Origin of the sequence: Candidatus Sysuiplasma acidicola, assembly GCA_019721035.1 — an archaeon.
GTDB lineage: Archaea > Thermoplasmatota > Thermoplasmata > Sysuiplasmatales > Sysuiplasmataceae > Sysuiplasma > Sysuiplasma acidicola.
Window position 1 is genome coordinate 1 of record JAHEAA010000027.1, and the last position, 16,799, is coordinate 16,799.

Annotated in this window: 17 protein-coding genes; 9 read left to right on the forward strand and 8 right to left on the reverse strand. The window is 50.7% G+C overall.

Annotated elements, in window-relative coordinates; genetic code table 11:
• Positions 1-124 precede the first annotated feature (124 nt).
• Positions 125-679 (forward strand): hypothetical protein, encoded by a 555-nt coding sequence (locus tag KIS30_09560; protein ID MBX8646984.1) that lies wholly within the window; start codon positions 125-127, stop codon positions 677-679.
• 73 nt (positions 680-752) lie between these two features.
• On the opposite strand, the gene KIS30_09565 is transcribed toward KIS30_09560, so the two are convergent.
• From KIS30_09565 to KIS30_09585, 5 genes are all read right to left on the reverse strand, one after another.
• Entirely contained in the window at positions 753-1,520 is a 768-nt protein-coding gene (locus KIS30_09565) for an ABC transporter permease (protein ID MBX8646985.1), read from the reverse strand.
• Position 1,521: 1 nt separating this feature from the next.
• On the reverse strand, positions 1,522-2,229 hold the full coding sequence (locus tag KIS30_09570) for an ABC transporter permease (protein MBX8646986.1): 708 nt from the start codon (positions 2,227-2,229) through the stop codon (positions 1,522-1,524).
• Positions 2,230-2,272: 43 nt separating this feature from the next.
• On the reverse strand, positions 2,273-3,205 hold the full coding sequence (locus KIS30_09575; protein MBX8646987.1) for an ABC transporter ATP-binding protein: 933 nt from the start codon (positions 3,203-3,205) through the stop codon (positions 2,273-2,275).
• A 184-nt stretch (positions 3,206-3,389) separates the two neighbouring features.
• Positions 3,390-3,770, reverse strand: coding sequence for a type II toxin-antitoxin system VapC family toxin (locus KIS30_09580; GenBank protein ID MBX8646988.1), 381 nt, complete (start codon positions 3,768-3,770; stop codon positions 3,390-3,392).
• On the reverse strand, positions 3,767-3,979 hold the full coding sequence (locus KIS30_09585; protein MBX8646989.1) for a hypothetical protein: 213 nt from the start codon (positions 3,977-3,979) through the stop codon (positions 3,767-3,769). The genes KIS30_09580 and KIS30_09585 overlap by 4 nt, the downstream gene beginning before the upstream one ends.
• Positions 3,980-4,409: 430 nt before the next feature.
• Between KIS30_09585 and KIS30_09590 the strand changes: the two genes are divergently transcribed.
• On the forward strand, positions 4,410-4,943 hold the full coding sequence (locus KIS30_09590; protein ID MBX8646990.1) for a hypothetical protein: 534 nt from the start codon (positions 4,410-4,412) through the stop codon (positions 4,941-4,943).
• A 108-nt stretch (positions 4,944-5,051) separates the two neighbouring features.
• Here KIS30_09590 and KIS30_09595 read toward each other — a convergent pair whose 3' ends face one another.
• Complete coding sequence (locus KIS30_09595; GenBank protein MBX8646991.1) at positions 5,052-6,767, reverse strand: hypothetical protein; 1,716 nt, start codon at positions 6,765-6,767, stop codon at positions 5,052-5,054.
• Positions 6,768-7,148: 381 nt separating this feature from the next.
• Here KIS30_09595 and KIS30_09600 point away from each other — a divergent pair, with 381 nt between their 5' ends.
• The 4 genes from KIS30_09600 to KIS30_09615 all read left to right on the forward strand — a co-directional run bounded on the left by KIS30_09600 (position 7,149) and on the right by KIS30_09615 (position 11,298).
• Entirely contained in the window at positions 7,149-8,318 is a 1,170-nt protein-coding gene (locus KIS30_09600; GenBank protein ID MBX8646992.1) for a hypothetical protein, read from the forward strand.
• Positions 8,319-8,670: 352 nt separating this feature from the next.
• Positions 8,671-8,931 carry a hypothetical protein gene (locus KIS30_09605; GenBank protein MBX8646993.1) on the forward strand — a complete coding sequence of 87 codons (261 nt, stop codon included), beginning with the start codon at positions 8,671-8,673 and terminating at the stop codon, positions 8,929-8,931.
• A gap of 481 nt (positions 8,932-9,412) precedes the next feature.
• A complete protein-coding gene (locus tag KIS30_09610) occupies positions 9,413-10,609 on the forward strand; it encodes a hypothetical protein (protein ID MBX8646994.1) in 1,197 nt (398 codons plus the stop codon).
• Positions 10,610-10,620: 11 nt separating this feature from the next.
• Entirely contained in the window at positions 10,621-11,298 is a 678-nt protein-coding gene (locus tag KIS30_09615; protein MBX8646995.1) for an ATP-binding protein, read from the forward strand.
• 206 nt (positions 11,299-11,504) lie between these two features.
• Here the strand turns inward: KIS30_09615 and KIS30_09620 are convergent, their stop codons facing one another.
• Positions 11,505-11,816 carry a hypothetical protein gene (locus KIS30_09620; protein MBX8646996.1) on the reverse strand — a complete coding sequence of 104 codons (312 nt, stop codon included), beginning with the start codon at positions 11,814-11,816 and terminating at the stop codon, positions 11,505-11,507.
• Between the two features lie 108 nt (positions 11,817-11,924).
• On the opposite strand from KIS30_09620, the gene KIS30_09625 reads away from it, so the two are divergent.
• On the forward strand, positions 11,925-12,239 hold the full coding sequence (locus tag KIS30_09625) for a hypothetical protein (protein MBX8646997.1): 315 nt from the start codon (positions 11,925-11,927) through the stop codon (positions 12,237-12,239).
• 335 nt (positions 12,240-12,574) lie between these two features.
• On the opposite strand, the gene KIS30_09630 is transcribed toward KIS30_09625, so the two are convergent.
• Positions 12,575-15,073, reverse strand: coding sequence for a hypothetical protein (locus tag KIS30_09630; GenBank protein ID MBX8646998.1), 2,499 nt, complete (start codon positions 15,071-15,073; stop codon positions 12,575-12,577).
• 435 nt (positions 15,074-15,508) lie between these two features.
• Between KIS30_09630 and KIS30_09635 the strand changes: the two genes are divergently transcribed.
• Together KIS30_09635 and KIS30_09640 are read left to right on the forward strand one after the other, a co-directional pair.
• Positions 15,509-15,823: a hypothetical protein gene (locus tag KIS30_09635; GenBank protein MBX8646999.1), complete on the forward strand. Its 315-nt coding sequence runs from the start codon at positions 15,509-15,511 to the stop codon at positions 15,821-15,823.
• Between the two features lie 6 nt (positions 15,824-15,829).
• The coding region (locus KIS30_09640; GenBank protein ID MBX8647000.1) for a hypothetical protein at positions 15,830-16,799 on the forward strand (970 nt) is incomplete at its 3' end.

Genomic DNA, 16,799 nt, shown 5'->3' on the forward strand with positions numbered 1-16,799 from the left:
AGTGGATGACAGGCAGAAAATATCTTAGCTTGGAAGACAGTTGAGGTGAATAGAGTGGAAGTACAGGATCAGGAAATTACAGCAGATCTGGTACACCGTCGGCTAACGCAGCCATCTGCTGCGCTTGGAAAATGCTGCGAGCGATGTCGATGTTATCGACTTGCATTGGCCATATTGGAATAACTGGAGGATTACTCGATTGATGGAGAGTGGTTCAACACAAACCATTTATGGAAAATTCCTTTTGATTTTGCTTGAACACAACTCTATTTTTCTTTTCAAAATCTATCCTACCAGAACGACCGATATAGATGATTTACGAACAATTGTCGACAAGAAGGAACTTGACGAAGTTCGTCTGATTTCATTGTTAAAAGAACAAGATGAACTGTATCGAAAAGACTTCCACAATGAAAACCTTGGGTACGACCCTCTCAGAAACGACATTGAATTGCGCGCCAGAGTTTCTGTGAGCCTGCACAAGATGGGGAATGTGTATTTCAACAAGGTGAAGCGTTTCGGTGACTTTGCTGACAAACTGTTTTCTGAGATGGAACTTGGAATGGGGCACAGGGAGATTGCGAAGGCACTTCGAGTAGATTTGACTGACAAACCTTCTGTTGCAGACCTTCTGGATGAAGAGAAGATAGAAGACCTGCGCGACAGCTTAAGCTTGTGACATCCTCTTCTTGCTGCCCGTGGCTCACCGGTATTTATTCCTGACACTGTCCTGCTCAGCGCTGGTCTGAGACTCAGGGTTCTCGCCAGGTGTATAAACGCAGGACAATGGCAAGGCCGATGATCGTCGAAAGGACAAGCAGGAACGCATTGAGCAGCATCTCTGCGGCAGTCGCCCTGGTGAAGCCCAGTGCGCCCTGTACCAGCAGGGCTGCATAAGTTGCCGGAAGCAGGTGAGCTCCGGCCTGCCAAGCCGGAGGCAGAATATCAAGCGGATAGTACAGAGGAGAGAAGATGCCAAGCGCCGTAAAGACGAGGTTTCCAACCGGCCAGACCTCCATCTGGCTCCTGACTCGGCTAGATATCGCGAGACCGACCGCGGAATAAAGAATCCATACGGCGAAGATGGATGCTCCGAGGATGAGCCATGCGCCTAGCGAGACGCGCGTCACATACGAGAGAAGGATACCCAGGACGATGAGTGCCGGAACTGCGGGGATGAGGTTGGAGAAAGCGATGCCGAAGAGGTAGCGTAAGCGGTCAAGTGGAGAGGCGGTGAACAGGTCCTGCAAATGCATCTCAAGGCGCAGTTCGGAGGCATCCCCGAGGCACCAGCTGCCTATGTTCTGCGTTGTGAATAGCATGGCGCCGGCGATCTCGAGGGGAAAATATCTCGGCTGTGAAATCAGGTGCAGGAAATAAAGGAAGAAGAAGGGCAGCAGGATTGGCACGGCCACTGCAATGGGGTTGCGTGCAATCCAGCGCCAGCCTATGAGCGCGAATGCGGGAAAGATCCTGCCCCTGCGTATATCGGCGATCATTTTCCCGTCGACTTCCTTCATATTATCCCTCTCTTGCCGTGCGGCGCGCCACGTAAATACCGAAGACGATGAAAACTAAGGCCTCAACCGCTAGAGAGCCTGCCCCGAGGAATACTTCATTGGGCGAAAGGGCAGCCATGCCCGCTGCCTTCTCAATCAGTGCAACGGAAGAACTCGTCGGGACGAGAAGGGCAATCGGACGCAGTGAAGCCTGGAAATATCGCAGCGGATAGAAGACGGGCGGTAGAATGCCGAAGAGATTCGTGAGCAGACTCGAATAGGGCCAGATGGTCTTCATGTCCTTGAACACAGTGGATACACAGTAGCCCATGGATGAGGAAAAAGCCCACACCGCCAGGAGTGTCAACAGAAGTGTGAGCGCTGCGAGAGCGTTAAGCGGATGCAGGAACTCCAGTAACGCCAGAAGGATTAACATCGGAGGCAGGTAAGCAAGCAGGATACCCAGCGACATGCCGACGAAGTAAGACTCCGGGGACATCGGGCTGGCGTGGTAGAGTTCGTTGAGCTTGTGGTCCACGCGTATGTAGGCTGCTTCATTGAGCACACGCTGACCCACGAGGAATGCAGAGTAGGACAGGGCTCCAATGAGTGCGAAGGAGAGGAGGCGCGGTGCCCAGACCCAGACAAACACAAGGAGCGCTGCCTGGACGAGTAAACCTGTGACGACAGCGAGCCATTCGTGTAACTGGACGCGGGTTTCCGTGGCCATGAAACTCCACATACCTGTCCACCTGACTTCCAGATCCGTGTTATCACCCCGCTTCCTCATCGATAGACCGGCCGACAATCTTGAGGAACGCTTCTTCAAGTGTCACCGGCCCCACTGTCGCTGTGAGACCTGCGCGCATGGCCGTGGCCATAATCTCGTTTATCTGCTCGGGGTGCGTGATGAGGTGGACGGTCCCGCCATCCGAGACGATTTCACCAAATGCAGAGAGCTGTTCTTTCAGCGCTTCCCCGTTTGCTACAGAAACCTTGAGCGTGCCGCCGATCTGCTGCTTGATGGCGTCGGCAGTCCCCTCGACCAGAACGCGGCCGCCGTCGATGACATAGAGGCGCTGTGACAGCGCTTCAGCCTCGTCGAGGTAATGTGTCGTAAGCAGAATCGTGGAGCCCTGGTCAGTGAGACGGCGCATGGTCTCCCAGACAGCCCTCCGGGCAAAGGGATCCATGCCTATCGTCGGTTCGTCGAGGAACAGGAGCGGCGCCTTTGTCGCGATGACAGTTGCGACCATCACACGCTGTTTCTGCCCTCCGGAAAGTGTGATTGACAAGCGGTCAGCAACTTCCTCCAGTCCCATCTGCTCAAGTGCTTCTGCCACACGGGATTTTGCTGTTTCCCTGTCTATACCGCGTGCCCTCAGATAGGCATATATCTGCTCCCGAGGAGTGAGGTGGTAGAAGGGTTTACCCTCCTGCGGGACCACCGCAACGAGAGGGCGAACCTGCTCAGGGTGTGTCATCACATCATGGCCGAATACCTCCAGGGTGCCGGAGGTTGGCAAAAGCAGTGTTGAGCTAATACGAAGGAAGGTTGTCTTGCCCGCACCGTTTCGGCCGAGGAGGGCAATCCGTTCTCCCTTTCGAATTGTCATGGAGACCCCCCTCAGTGCGTCTACGGGGGTTGCACCTCGCGGATGATAGATTTTCCTGACGTCGATGGCCAGGAGTGCTTCGATGCTCACGGATAATCGGAAACATAGCCTGAATATAAACATCACCAGTCGCGCATCTCATGCATTCGCCTGGTCGGGCGTGGCATCAAACGTCGTGGTGCACTGCGCATCATAGAACTGTTTTAATCCCTGAACGCATCTGATGCATGCCGCTCAGTCTGGCGGTCAGACCCGAGTTTTGAACTTTTGGTAATCACCGAAAGAGCAACAGTCCTGCTTCACGAAAGATTTCAAAGTGCCTGACGTCCGTGGTGAATAGGCGCCCGGCATTGTTGATGACCGTTGCAGCAATCATCGAATCCATGCGCCGGACCTTCCTGCCTTTCCTTTCCGTCATGACCTCAAGAGAAGAGGAAAGTTTCGCATCTTCTGAAGTGTAATTCAGAATCGGCAATCTTGAGAGTTCCTCCGATAGTCTTGCGTACTTCTCAAGTGCGTATCTTACTTCGTGCAGGTTAAGTGCAGTCGTGGAAAAAGGCTCTCTGCTGTCGATTATTCTATCATAAAACCTCCCACCGACAGACGAATGCTTGTCAAATATCTCAATGAGGATGTTTGAATCCAGGACTATCATGGCCTTCTCTCACTCCTCCTGAGGTCTATTTCCTGCAGCAACTTCTTCTTGTCTTTGAATTCCACTGATGCCCTCAGTTTACTCAGGGAGTCAACGGGCCTCAACTCACTTGACAACCTCTCGAAGAACTCACTGAAACTCTCATCCTTCTTTTTGATCCTTTTCAACTCTTCATATATTTCGTTTCTAATCGTGATTGTCTTTGACACAATGACCTATATGTTTAAACACATACATAAACTTAGTTTAAAAACTTCTGTCACAATGCAGTTCGGGCTGCCACACACCTCCTGTTCTTGCTGCCACAACTCTTCCTCCAAACTACTTTCTTTCTGACTTGTTTCCTATATCTTTGTGAACCAACAACGTCTCACTCGACAGGGTGGCAGACCATTAGCTACGCCGCAATTCCAGTTATGGGTGCATGAGGTAATTATACCACAATAACATTGAATAACAAATCGCGTTATTATTGTACGATGGAGAATGGCGCAGCAGGAAGTCCGGCAAAGCGAAGGCAGCAATTAGCTGCCAAGAGGGACGAAGAATGACAGAATATACAGAATTATATTATGCAATCCCGAAGGTACGCTGACAAAATACAGAATCGCCAGACTTTCCGGCGCACAGCAAATACAGGTGAGCCTTCTCCTTGACAGACTTGAGGAAGATCACCTGGTAAAAGGGACCATGGTAACTGACTGCAATGGTCTCCTGCAGAGGTGGAGTTCGATACACCTCGGATACAGATCTCAGAGTTACATGCTGCCTGGAATATTGAGAGTACTGAGAAAATCAGATTTGGAATACGCTCTCACAACGTATCAGGCGGAATCTATTGTTAATGGATATCTTTTCCCGTCCAAGGTTGAATTCTATGTATGTCCTGACGATCTTAATGACTGGCACAGAATGCTGGTCAGGGCGGGCGCCCTGGTCGGCGGCGGAAACGTCAGGCTGAGATCGTACGACAGGGGCGTCTTTCACAACCTTTTCGCAGTTAAAGGATACAGGATTGTCACAATATCTCAGCTGATCACGGACTTGCTAAGGGAGAACGGTTCTGCCGTGGAGGCTGCGGAAATGATGATGCAGAAGTACATGGATTTCCTCAGACTCAATCGTATTCATGCCCTCGCACCCTCACAATCTGTCAATGGCACAAAGGTGTAGAACAAATGGCCGAAGACATTAAGACAGGTCTTTCAGTCGGAATCGGTAATTCTCTGAAAGTTGTATCTTCGCCGGACAGTTTGTGCCTTACAATTACAGTCGGCCGATTCACTTCTCCTTCCTTTTGCGATTTTTAATAGAGTATCGATCTTCCTGATCTCTTGAAAGTTTACCCGCTTTGACAAGGCCATTGGCATGCCTGCGTACAGTATATTCTGGATATTCCAGCACTCCAAGCATGTCATTGAGGCGAAGAGGTCCTTTGATCTCCAACATGAGCAAAATTGAGGCATCCAGACAATGGGATTCAAGAGCCCTGTGAATGGTCGTTCTTATACCGTTTCTTCTTTCTATCTCCTCGACTGCCTGCATTACGGCCAGACAGAAATGTCTGCTGGCCTTTTCTTCCTGTCTCAGCAGTTCATTCAATACAACTTTCCAGTCGAAACCAGGAGTGGCCGCCAGAATAGCCATATCATAGAGATCTCCCTCCCTTTCTGTTATCGATTTCAGCAAAAAAATATCTTCGTTTGAGAGGAGGCACACGGAAAGATTATTCGACTTCCGGCAGGCGCTGCGCGAAATCATGCTGGGAGTCAGGCTGAAGGCATCCAATATCCTCTTTGTGAAGACATCTATCGTTGGCAGTGAATCATGCACAAAGACACCGCGTGGAAATCGCTCCCTGTGCGCTCCATTTCCAGTCGTATTTGTCCGCTCGACATATCCGAGATTGAGAATGGCGCTTCGCAGCAAACTGAATGCAGCCACATTTTCCAGCACTATGTCGATATCCTTTGTGGCGCGCTTGAGTCCTTTCTGCCTCATCGCCTCGCCGCCGAAGATGAAAAGACTTGGCGGTTTAGCCGTTATCAGCTCAGTTGAGAGGTCGGCGACAAAGTCCTCATACGGTGTTTCCTCCCGAATCGCTGAAAGATTGATGTCGTACAGTTTCGCTTTTTCATATATTTCATTTTCGGGAAGAAACCTCTCCATGACTTCTGGAGAACCTGTTCTGGCAAAGGTTTCCAGGTCAAAAACAGCATCTGAAACATGGAATGACCTGCCGAGTTCCCTCAGTTTCGAATGCTTTAGAATATTTCGATTCTTAAGATAGAATAGCAGGCAGTCTGTATAGTCTGCGCGCGACTTTGAGAATGCGAGGGCGTGCACCAGTGCATCTTCTGGCCCTATTGCCAGTTCTGGAAATATACGGTAGTCACGCACCGTGCGCAGTTCAATGTCCCACTGCGAAAATGCTGAGAATGCCGTCAGACTGCCTGAGGCGGTATCCCCCTTTGGGATTGTTTTGAGCACCGTCTCCGGTGTTGAATAGACAACTTCGGCGCTTCCCTCATATTTTCCGGCTTCATGCTGTTCCCGGAGAAACATAACGAAGGTATACAGTTCAGGATCTCCCTCCTTTAGTCTGAATGCACCCCCCTCTTCGATCTGTTGCACCGCTCCCGCCTCCATCAGCCTTGACAGTGCCCTTCGGATGGTAGGATAAGAGAGCCGTGTATACCGCTGAATACCAACAATATCACGCTCAGAGAGGATGGATGCGAGTACCTGTTCGCCTGCATCAAGCAAAATCTTCCTCAAGTCATATCTGGAGGAAAGTGATCTTAGAAGAGTTCCGCCCAGACTGCTGCTGATCTCAAGACTCCTGTCGCCTTTTGACGCTAACAGACCCCTTTCACGCAATTCCTTTGTCAGTTCCTGAACTCTTCTTTCACTCAAACCAAGGATGTGCGAAAGCTGGTGAACGGATGATGGGCCCGTCAGCAGCTGGTACAGCAGTTTTAAGGAAGAGGTGTTCATTACAAGTTATCATAATATCGCGTATACTTATAAAGCTTCGCGGTTTTAAGATAACACTCATCTGAATATATTCAAAGTCTGAAGGGAAAAGTCAATTCTGTCGCCATACTGCCGCCAGTCACTACTGAGCACAATGCCACAGACAAGTCTGTTGCCCTCCTCATGAAAACTCTGACCAGACAGGCGTTTGTTAACATGCAATGCCGATTTCGCAGGCCGTCGCTGCCGGCGGTTTTGGCCGATACCGGGATTAGCTGGAAATATCACTAAATTCGCTGTCCCAGCCCTCCAGCCCACGGTATAAATAGATGAGTTCATATTTATGCGAGTAACATTTTTAACAACACTTTTTAAAACAGCGTAAAAGTCAGGTAATCACAAATGGCACGGCAACGTTCGCATGCGTCTTCTGACAAGAACAAGAAGATAGCCGTCGGTGTTGGAACCAGGCAGGGAGGCTTTTTGCTGGTCTCTGACTCGCAACGAGACAAATGGAAAAAGGTTGGACCCTTTCTGCGGAAAGAGAGTGTGAACTGCATAAGGTATGATTCAAGAACGAAGACGATGTTTGCGGCCACTCATACAAACGGCATATTCGCGTCTCGGGATTTTGGCAGGAGCTGGAAGCCGAGAAACGACGGATTGCACGTCAAGAAGACGTGGACGATCGAGTTCGATCCGCATCACAAGAATACTGTTTATGCAGGCACACACTATGGCCACCTTTTCAAGTCCGAAGACATGGGCATGAACTGGGAGGAAGTTACAGGATTGTTTACTGCCCCGAAGAGAAACGAGTGGGGAGTCGACTGGGGATTCGGAACAGTTGGCCTCTGCATCCATACGATTAAAATGGACCCGAATCAGAAGGATCGTTTCTATATTGTAAGCTCCGGAGGAGGACCGTACAGAACTGATGACGCGGGAAAGAACTGGAGTCTGCTTGACAATGGGGTGAAAAATACATGTTCTGCTGACTGGGCAGCCGCTGACGTCACTGGACATGGGGAAACTGATCCGGAAAAGATCATGAAGAGTCATCTAGCAGAAGTTCATCGGTGCACCCACAAGCTTGCAGTCTCTGAGCAAAAGCCCGGAACTGTTTATCAGCAGAATCACTGCGGGGTATACAAGTCCTCAGACTTCGGGCAGAGCTGGATCGACATCAGCCCTGGAAACACACTTAGACATGGATTTCCCATAGCGCTGGCTGAGAGCCCGGACGATCTGAACGGCGGGAAGCTGTTTACTATTCCGGCGTTTCAAGGAGGACCCTGCAAGGAACACAACTCCTGCATAAAAGGCGAGCTCGCTGTTTACCGGACCTCTGATGGCGGAAAGGCGTGGGAGAGACTGACCGACGGCCTGCCAAAGAAAAATCACACATGCATATTAAGAGACGCGATGTCCTTGGACACATTCGACAATGCTGGCATTTATTTCGGAACGACAACTGGTGAAGTGTACTACTCAAAGGATATGGGCGAACACTGGTCGAAAGCCTTTGACGGTGCGGGAAGAGTCCAGGGCATTTCGGCATTCACAATCTGATCGCGACCGTAAGCAAACACTGAGGCTGGAGTGCGGAAGAGCTGTAGGGGTGTAATGCCCGTGAACCCACGACGATGCTGACACAATCCAGGTCATAATGAGCGCGGTGTCCGGCGCACATGGTGCGGGCGAATATGATTAGCGCGGCCTGCGGCGCCATTTCAGGCGCGCTCTACGCTGACCACAGTATCCCGCCTACGCAGTGTCTGCGTCCCGGCTTCATTTCTTACAACCTTTTGACTTACGTCTGTATTCCATCTAGTGATGAGCAGTAACAACAGTATGCACGCATCCTGAGTCGGGGACCGGCTGAGCAAAAGAATGATAAGCGTGTGAACCTTCACTTGGCCCCATGAAGGCACTGGATGCAAAGTACTCAATGTCCGCTATGCTGTTCATACTTCAGAATGGTCAGTGTTTCAAGAAAGATCTCTATAGTGTTGTCACGAGCCCTAACACATTGGACAAGCTACTCGATATTCTGCAGGATGCCGGACTGATCACGATGAAGGAAGAGATGAAGGGCAGACGTACATATCTGATCTCACTGAGCGCAACAGGCAGGAGAGTTGCGAAGAAGCTCAAAGAGATTGATGGTTTGTTGAGCAAGTAAACGGAAGTGAGACGGGAACTCAAGGCCCTGGAACGTATGGCATCCTCGGTTGGTCCTGCCGCGTTCTCCGGTTACTTCTGCTGTGTGCCCTGATGTGTGACCTTGAAACGTCGTCCTCAATGGGGAGAAACCTCGTAACGCCTGTCTTTTACAGAGATGCGGAGTCTCATTCTGGAAAAACAACTTCGCACCATTTCGTACTTCAATATCGAACGTTTCACTATAATGATTCTTGATACGTTTCGCGTTGGTTACATACCAATCAGAAATTGCCTTGATATCCCCCTGGTTCTGTCATTGAGCAGGGAAATGTGTGTTTCGTGCGTCTTTGATTCTTAACTCCGTCAGTTTTTGCACAACATGGTGTTTCTGAAGCTTTTTCCCATCAGAATGCCTTTAAGTCCTGCGAACCGGACGGAAAATATGATTTATCCATTATCCTTCATCCTGTCCTGCAGATTTATATGGAGTGAGCTCCGAAATGGCAGAACCGATGCGTTTCTACTCACTGACACTTCCACAGGAGGTTTACTTCTCCACGGCCGAGTTCATCGCGAAGATGGCTGAGGGAACAGTACCGTTTCAATTCATAATAGAAAGAAACGGCGAAAAGCCGGTGGAACTTGCAGTTGCCGCCAGAAAAGACGTGGCGGACCAGCTCTCCTATGCTGTTGAAGCCGACGATTACAATGCAGAAATAATCCCGATGGATGTGTTGAAAACCGATGACTATCACATCGGCGTTACGTTGAAGAGCATGGAAGCGGCAAAGCCCCTGCAGCTGAACCTGGCAATCAGCTACGCAATGCTCGCACTGCAGGACGGTGAAAAGTTGCGTGTCACTCTGCATGTCCGGCCATTCAGGGGGTTGAGTTCCATATATAGGATGGGTGCAACCTGCCCGATGTCTCTCACCATCCAGTACTCAGGATCCCTGCAGAGGCTGGTAGACATTTTCCCTCTGTTGCGGGAACGCAAACTGTGGAAAGTGAAAGAGTCATTGAAACTCAAAAACAAGTTCCAGGTACACCCCTTCGTTGTCGTCGACATTATCATTCCTCAATTCAAAGATTTGATAGAAAGAAGAACAATTGTTGCAAAGCCGCACGTGCCCCGGACTCAGGGTAACACACCGGTAATGGCTGGGGACATGAATGCGGATACACGCCGCATGCCGTTCATGCCGCACGATTCATTCTTCGCCGAAAACATACTTGTATTCGGCGGATTACGCACAGGAAAGACGACACTGCTCTGCAGGCTCGCATCCAACATTCTTGCACGCGGCAGGCCGGTCTGCCTGATTGACCCTCGCGGAGACCTTGTTTCGAAGGTCATGAAGACAGAAGGCTTTTCCAAATATGGCCATGCAGCGATATTCGTCGACCCGGTGAACTGCCCGGTCGGACTCAATCCGTTTGAGATGTTCAGGCAGCCCTGGGGCGGTAAACGCATTTCCGAATTAATCTCAGAATCTATAGGCTACGTTGTCAAAACAACTTACAGCGGCAAATTCTGGGAACCCAGGACGGATTACCTGCTGCAGAGTCTGCTGTTATCCACCGCCGGGCTGAACGAAACCAACTTCGTCGACATGCTGGAACTCTTAAACAACCCGCTTGCAGCCAGGAAACTCGCCGACAGCACAACAGATTTGGCAACAGGAACTTCCTACTGACAGAACTGCCCATGGCCAGGGAAGACTGGTGGATGGCAGTCAGGGACAAGATAGAGAGAGTCGTCCTGGACGAGCCTGCACGTTCAGTCCTCTGCAGAAGGAAAGGCAACGTGAACCTCCCACGTGAAATCAGGCATGGCAGGAGCATCGTTGCCGACATCAACATCGAGGCATTAGGATGGAACACAGCAGCGCTTATCAGTTCAATACTGATGTCAATGTTCTGGGTAGTTGCATCCTCGCTCCGCGCTGGTGCAACAATAATCATCGACGAATCGCATATGTTACCTCCCGGAATAATACAGGAAATAGCGGCAGACGGCAGGAAATTCGGCGTCAACATCATACTCGCCAGCGGGAGCCCGACAATTTTCGAAAGGTCGACACTCGGCGGCATGTCATCCCACTTCCGAAATATATTTACACTCAGGCTGGGCAAACTCACTGCGCCCACCGTGGCACGGATGCTCGGCACAGAGGACATAGAGGAGATAAGAAACCTTCCTGACCTGACTGCACTGGTAAAGACAAAGGACGGGATCACCAGGATAAAGATTGAACCTCTCATGGACGGTGTGGAGGAAATAGACGCAGCCATTGAGAGAACAAAGACGGAGTTTGGCACAGAAGACGACTCGCTGCCTTCACAGTTATCACCACACAAAGGGAAGCTGTTTGATTTCCTGTAGATTGTCGCGATTGCTGAGAAACAGGGCAAACCGGATATGGGGTTGCAATTTTTGCCACTTTCGGTCGAGCACAATGGAGCAGAAATGGCGACTAATCGAAGACTGTGAAAAGCGAGGTTGGTATCCTGAGCTGACTTGTGAAGCCGGGAAACCATTCAACATAAGTGAATAAGTGAAAATGATGAAAATATGCACTATTGCTCTTCCTATTTTCCGGTTCGTCTGCGCGACTTTTCCAGCTTTCCTGATGGTGTGTGTGCCTGTAAACTTGCTTTCTCTGCAAGTTTGAAGTAAGTCGTAATGGACCTGCCCTTCTCAGTGAGCGATATCGCATACGTCCTTCTTCCAAGCATCTTCTCCTCAACAGAGATGATATCCTCCATCTGAAGAGCATCGATTAACTTGTCCAGCGTATTGTTGTTCCGGACTATGCTGAACAGGTCTGACTTCATTAACTGTTCAGCATCCAGCAGGGCATTCAGAACTGAAAAAGCATACTTCATGTCGAGTGCTTTCATTGCTCATCGATATTTGCTGTAGCCACATAGACTTTTGCAATCACTTTTCGGGCACCCTCTGGTTATCTTTTTATAGTCAATTAGCTGCTATCTACACAGTGAAGAGAAATGAGCTCCATGCCGAATGCAGGGCCAGGGCAGGCTGATCGTGAGCCAGTTGAGTCCGTGATCACACTTTACAATGGAAAGAAGATTGAAATTGACAGATGCGCATATTGCGGTCACCATGTGGCGACTTTGTTCCGCCTCGATTTCACGGATTTCACTATGGCCGGCAGCACTATCCGGCTTCACTTTGCTCGTGAACCGGTGCTGCACTTTGACCTGTTCAGCAAATATGATGAAGACACCCTCGTGTTCAATGAGGACTGCAAGTACAGGGAATGCGGCTGCCTGAAACCGTGGCCCGCATCCATTCGCTAAATCGCAAGCAACACAGCGTCTTCAAATGCATTGACAGAGCAGATTGAACCATGGTCACAACAAGATGCGCACACATCTGAGATTATAGTTTCACCTGGCGCGTGACCTTGACCCGCAGATGAAAACCCCAGATTCTATAAAAGCTGTGCAAAAACTCCCTCTCCCGGGCGCAATTACCGGCACTATTCACACACTTTTTCCAATGTGCACCACATATCTGCCCAATACCTGATTCATGCGTAAACGTCACCGATCGAAAGCAGAAGATACGCTTCCCTGAAACACTCGATGAATATGCTGATGATAACAATCCTGCAAGGTTAATAGGTGCATTCTCAGTCTGACGTGGATGCAGCAAATCTGATGAACTGCTCTTTGTCCTTCAACTCGACCCACTGGCCGTTGACGTGGCACTTCAGACTCCTGCCGTCAAGCCAGAGGAGCACCGCGTGCCTGAATTCTTCGTTATTCTGAGCAGATATCACCGGTGCCGGATCATCAAAGACAAAGACCGGCGTCGCTTTGTTTCTTACTGCGCGTTCAATCTTCTTCCTTCTCAGTTCGAGCCAGTATTTGGTTGACACTTCCACCTCTATGTAAAACAAGATGGCCGAGACTGCATCCAGTGTTCTAACTATGAGGTCTGGCTGCTCTGTTCCAAGCACCTGCCTGGGTATGTAGCATATCAGCACCATTGCATCGAATATGGCCTTGAGCAAAACGACGATGTCCCTGTGCCGTTCTCCTCCCGCCAGCATCCCTCCCTGAAGCCGGAGCATTTCGTTTCTTCCAATCTCGGACAGCCTCAGGTTGTGACCCCGCTGGACGAGCTTCATTGCCCTTGCTCTGGCAATCAGGTTTGTCACCTGTGACATGCTGTAGCCCATGAGCTCCAGAATACCGGTCTCCTGTATGCTGCCCAATGAGGTTTTTCCCTGAACCTCCGCCATGCTCACGATCTGGAGCAGGTCGAAGAGCTGGCTTTCCATGGATGCCAGAGGAGAGGGCAGAGAATCGTCGACGGTTGTATAGATGCTTTCCATGGCGCTGATGTAATCCCGCCTTCCCCCGTCTTTGGCGCTTACGGGTTCGAGCGAAAGTTCACCTATGCTGTCCCTGCTCTTGATCAGTGCTTCAAGATTGCCCAGCGTCCCGACATCCTCCACCCTGATGCCTCCGAAGTAGTCGCTGACGAGTTTCGCGTCCATTCCCTCCAGCCTGAGCAAGATCTTGTTTTCGAAGTTTGAGCTCATAGCTGCGAGCATATTCCTGTCAAAACCGGAAGGACTCTGGCTTGCAAAAATCACGTTGACGCCGAATTTCCTTCCCTGGGAGGATATGCGTTCCAGTATCTCCGCCGGAAAGAGCTGTGCCTCGTCGACTATGATTGTTGCGCCGGTCTTTACGGATGAGGCGACGATCCAGTACATGGCTATGAGTATGGCGCCTATCAGCGACGACATGCCGGCGCCGATCTGGTTCATGTCAAGGTCGGCCAGGAGCGCACAGCCGTCCCTGATGCACTCCGCGATGTCCACATTGCCTACTCTTCTGCACAGCACTGTCCTGGCATGCGTATTGTTCAGAATCCTTCCTATCTTGTCTATGCTGGACATCCACCAGTCGTCGCGCGCTCTGGGAATTATGGAAAGAAGGAAATCCTTTGAACTGGGGTCCCCGGTCGTGTCTGCAAGCTCTTTGGCGGCGAACGGGTTGTTTATCAACTCAATTACGTCCGCGAAATTGGACTGCGGAAGTGGTGCCACCGCCCTGATGACGCCGTTGATGAGGTAATCGAGCCTCGGACCCCAGTATTCGCTGCCGAATGCTTCCTTTATCGTGTGCCCGATGGATTCAACGAGCAGCGATGAAACCTCGTCCTGCCTCCCATCCGTTCTGAACACCTCGAAGGGATTGAGACCAAGGGGACAGCGCACGGGATCGACATATACGACCCTTCCGCTTTCCGCCCCTCCGTCAAGATAGCCCATGATGCTGGAAATCAGTGTGCCGTGGGGGTCGACAACGCACACTGCCCTCCCCTCCCTGATGAGCGTAAGTGCAAGCCAGTGGAGATAGGTGGATTTGCCAGTGCCGGTACCGCCAAACAACAGTGTATTCGCCTTGAGAAACCCTTCGTTCACCTTGAGAGGATGGCGACCGGACGGAGTGCTTACGCGCACGCCCTCGCAAAGGATTGTGCCGGGCCGGGCCGGAAAGGACATCCTGTCCCGGAATGTCTGCTTTGTCGACGGAATCAGGTTGTCAACCATTGTCAGGGGGCATGGACTCCATCTCGGCGACGATATTTTGAATGCCGGTTTCACTTTCCACATTCTCCTGTGCCCGATGAACGGGAATATGTCTGTGAGTCTGCGCAGACTCCCTCCAAAGAACACCGTGAAACCAAGCAGGCCGTAGTCTGGTGATGCCTTCCTGGGATTGAGCCGCAGCCATCTTCTCGCGTATACTGTGGCCCTGAAGTGCTCGTCGGGCCGGACGGAACGCATGGCGGCCAGAATGTCACGGGAGATGTCGAGGACTTCGGTCTGGTCGAAGCGTTTGAGTTCAAGTGCTATGTCGTACCCTACGGACCTCAGTACTTCGAGCTTTTTTACTGTGCACCTCGGGTCTGCGCCCGATACGATGGAAGTGAGCGGGTCTTCAATCTCAGCGGCACTTGCGGCTACTATCTGCATGGGAGACAGGCCCTCTTTCTGTATCATCAGCATGATGGCGTGCCTTCCTTTCACTATATTGCGGACAAGCGTTGAAAACTGAAAGTCCACACTTTCCGGAAAATCGAGAGAGTAGAATCTGTATCCCCCGTTCATTGCGATGCCCCCTGTGCCGTCGACTGGTGTGAACTGAAGTGCTCGGATGGTATCACGGATGCCCTGGGGCTCATGGATACCAGGGCGAGGCAATGATATTCAGGCAATCCAGTCAGGGAGCTGACGACCGGGCTCGGCGGCTGACTACGTGAATGGGGTCGGTTTCCTCTAAACGGCATTTTGTCATGTCCTCTTAAGGCACTGCTGGCAATTTCGCCGACAACGAAAAAAGGATGCATGATGGATGAGTCGTCGTATGGATATATAATAAAAATTGTTACATGTAACAGGTTAACAAAATATACATCATATATATCATATATATCCTATGGCGGACACAGACCGTTAGGGAAATGGTCGATTTTCTCTGTTTTTTTGAATTGCCAGTGTGCTCAGACCGAAGACTCTAAATAGTTAGTAGTATATACTACTGTCATGACTGTATATCCGAAGAAGAGACGGACCAGGGCGGGCAAGGAGTACTACGAACTGTGGGATTCAAAGAGGGTTGGTGGAAAGGTTGTGATGAAGTATGTCGGCTATCTCGGAAAGAGTCCGAAGTCCATACAGGAGCTGACTGTAGAGCAGCTCCTGCCCTATGTTCAGAGGCTCCTGGACACTGAGCTGACCGATGTCGACATGCAGCGCATATTGAAGAAGATGGGCATCGAGATCGATGTGTGGCCCATCACGAAGATCATCATTGAGAATGACATGAGGCTGAAGAAGCTGCTGCTCAGATTCAAGTGATCTGCATTGAAGGAAGTGCACTTCATCACGGAGCTGACAAGTTGTCCAGAATGCCACTCGCAGCTCAGGGCATACAAGACAACTAGAAAGCCGGTGAAGTTCGCCGGTGGAGGATACTTCACCATCGTCGAGCACATAAAACAGTGCAGGAACGGGCATGAACGCATATTATTCCGTTCTGAGAATTTGCCGACCATAGTCAACAGACGCTGTACATATGCAAACGATGTCATGCTCTCTGCTGCAAAAATGCGCTTCATTGACGGTCGCAGCTGCAGGGAGATTGCATCTGCAATGGAGGTAGGGATATCTGAGAGACATGTCAGGCGCCTCTCGAACACTGCGCTGGATGTGTTTGCAAAGATACATGAAAAGAGCAGCGACATGCTCAGGCCGCTGCTCTGCAACTGGGTGCTGCAGATAGACGGCACGGTTGACGGCGACTACGACATGATTGTTGCCGTCAGGGATGCGGTCAGCGGCTTTGTGCTGCATGCAAAGAGATGCCGTTCGGAGTCAAAGGAATCGATTGAAGCTGTCCTCAGTGATATAAAATTGAAATTCGGTACTCCCGTTGCATCCATGAGCGACATGCGCCGTGGAATACTCTCTGCGATAGAGAGCGTATTCCCCGGCGTCCCTGCAGGACTGTGCAAACTGCATTTCCTCAGGGATCTGGGAAAAGATCTTATGGAGTACAGGCACACTGTTCTCGGTAAGGTGCTCAGGCGCCACGGTACAAGGACGGAACTGAATCGTGTGCTGCAGTCCCTCCCCCCCTATGACAGCGCACTGCTTGAGCAGATTGGCGACGGTTACTGTTCAGACAGCAGACGTCTCGCTGTGATGGTTGCGAGGAGCACGCTGGAGAATCTACTGCATATAAAAGAGAGCAGCGGCAACGGCTTCCCCTTCTCACTCAGGCATCTCGATTTCACTGAGCAGTGCATGTCTGCACTGCCGCTGCTCACCGAAC

Bases quoted from the DNA above. Each gene is read 5' to 3' on its own strand.
- KIS30_09565 (MBX8646985.1), bottom strand. From the start codon at position 1,520: ATGAAGGAAGTCGACGGGAAAATGATCGCCGATATACGCAGGGGCAGG.
- KIS30_09570 (MBX8646986.1), bottom strand. From the start codon at position 2,229: ATGGCCACGGAAACCCGCGTCCAGTTACACGAATGGCTCGCTGTCGTC.
- KIS30_09580 (MBX8646988.1), bottom strand. From the start codon at position 3,770: ATGATAGTCCTGGATTCAAACATCCTCATTGAGATATTTGACAAGCAT.
- KIS30_09595 (MBX8646991.1), bottom strand. From the start codon at position 6,767: ATGAACACCTCTTCCTTAAAACTGCTGTACCAGCTGCTGACGGGCCCA.
- KIS30_09600 (MBX8646992.1), top strand. From the start codon at position 7,149: ATGGCACGGCAACGTTCGCATGCGTCTTCTGACAAGAACAAGAAGATA.
- KIS30_09605 (MBX8646993.1), top strand. From the start codon at position 8,671: ATGAAGGCACTGGATGCAAAGTACTCAATGTCCGCTATGCTGTTCATA.
- KIS30_09610 (MBX8646994.1), top strand. From the start codon at position 9,413: ATGGCAGAACCGATGCGTTTCTACTCACTGACACTTCCACAGGAGGTT.
- KIS30_09615 (MBX8646995.1), top strand. From the start codon at position 10,621: ATGGCCAGGGAAGACTGGTGGATGGCAGTCAGGGACAAGATAGAGAGA.
- KIS30_09620 (MBX8646996.1), bottom strand. From the start codon at position 11,816: ATGAAAGCACTCGACATGAAGTATGCTTTTTCAGTTCTGAATGCCCTG.
- KIS30_09625 (MBX8646997.1), top strand. From the start codon at position 11,925: ATGAGCTCCATGCCGAATGCAGGGCCAGGGCAGGCTGATCGTGAGCCA.
- KIS30_09630 (MBX8646998.1), bottom strand. From the start codon at position 15,073: ATGAACGGGGGATACAGATTCTACTCTCTCGATTTTCCGGAAAGTGTG.
- KIS30_09635 (MBX8646999.1), top strand. From the start codon at position 15,509: ATGACTGTATATCCGAAGAAGAGACGGACCAGGGCGGGCAAGGAGTAC.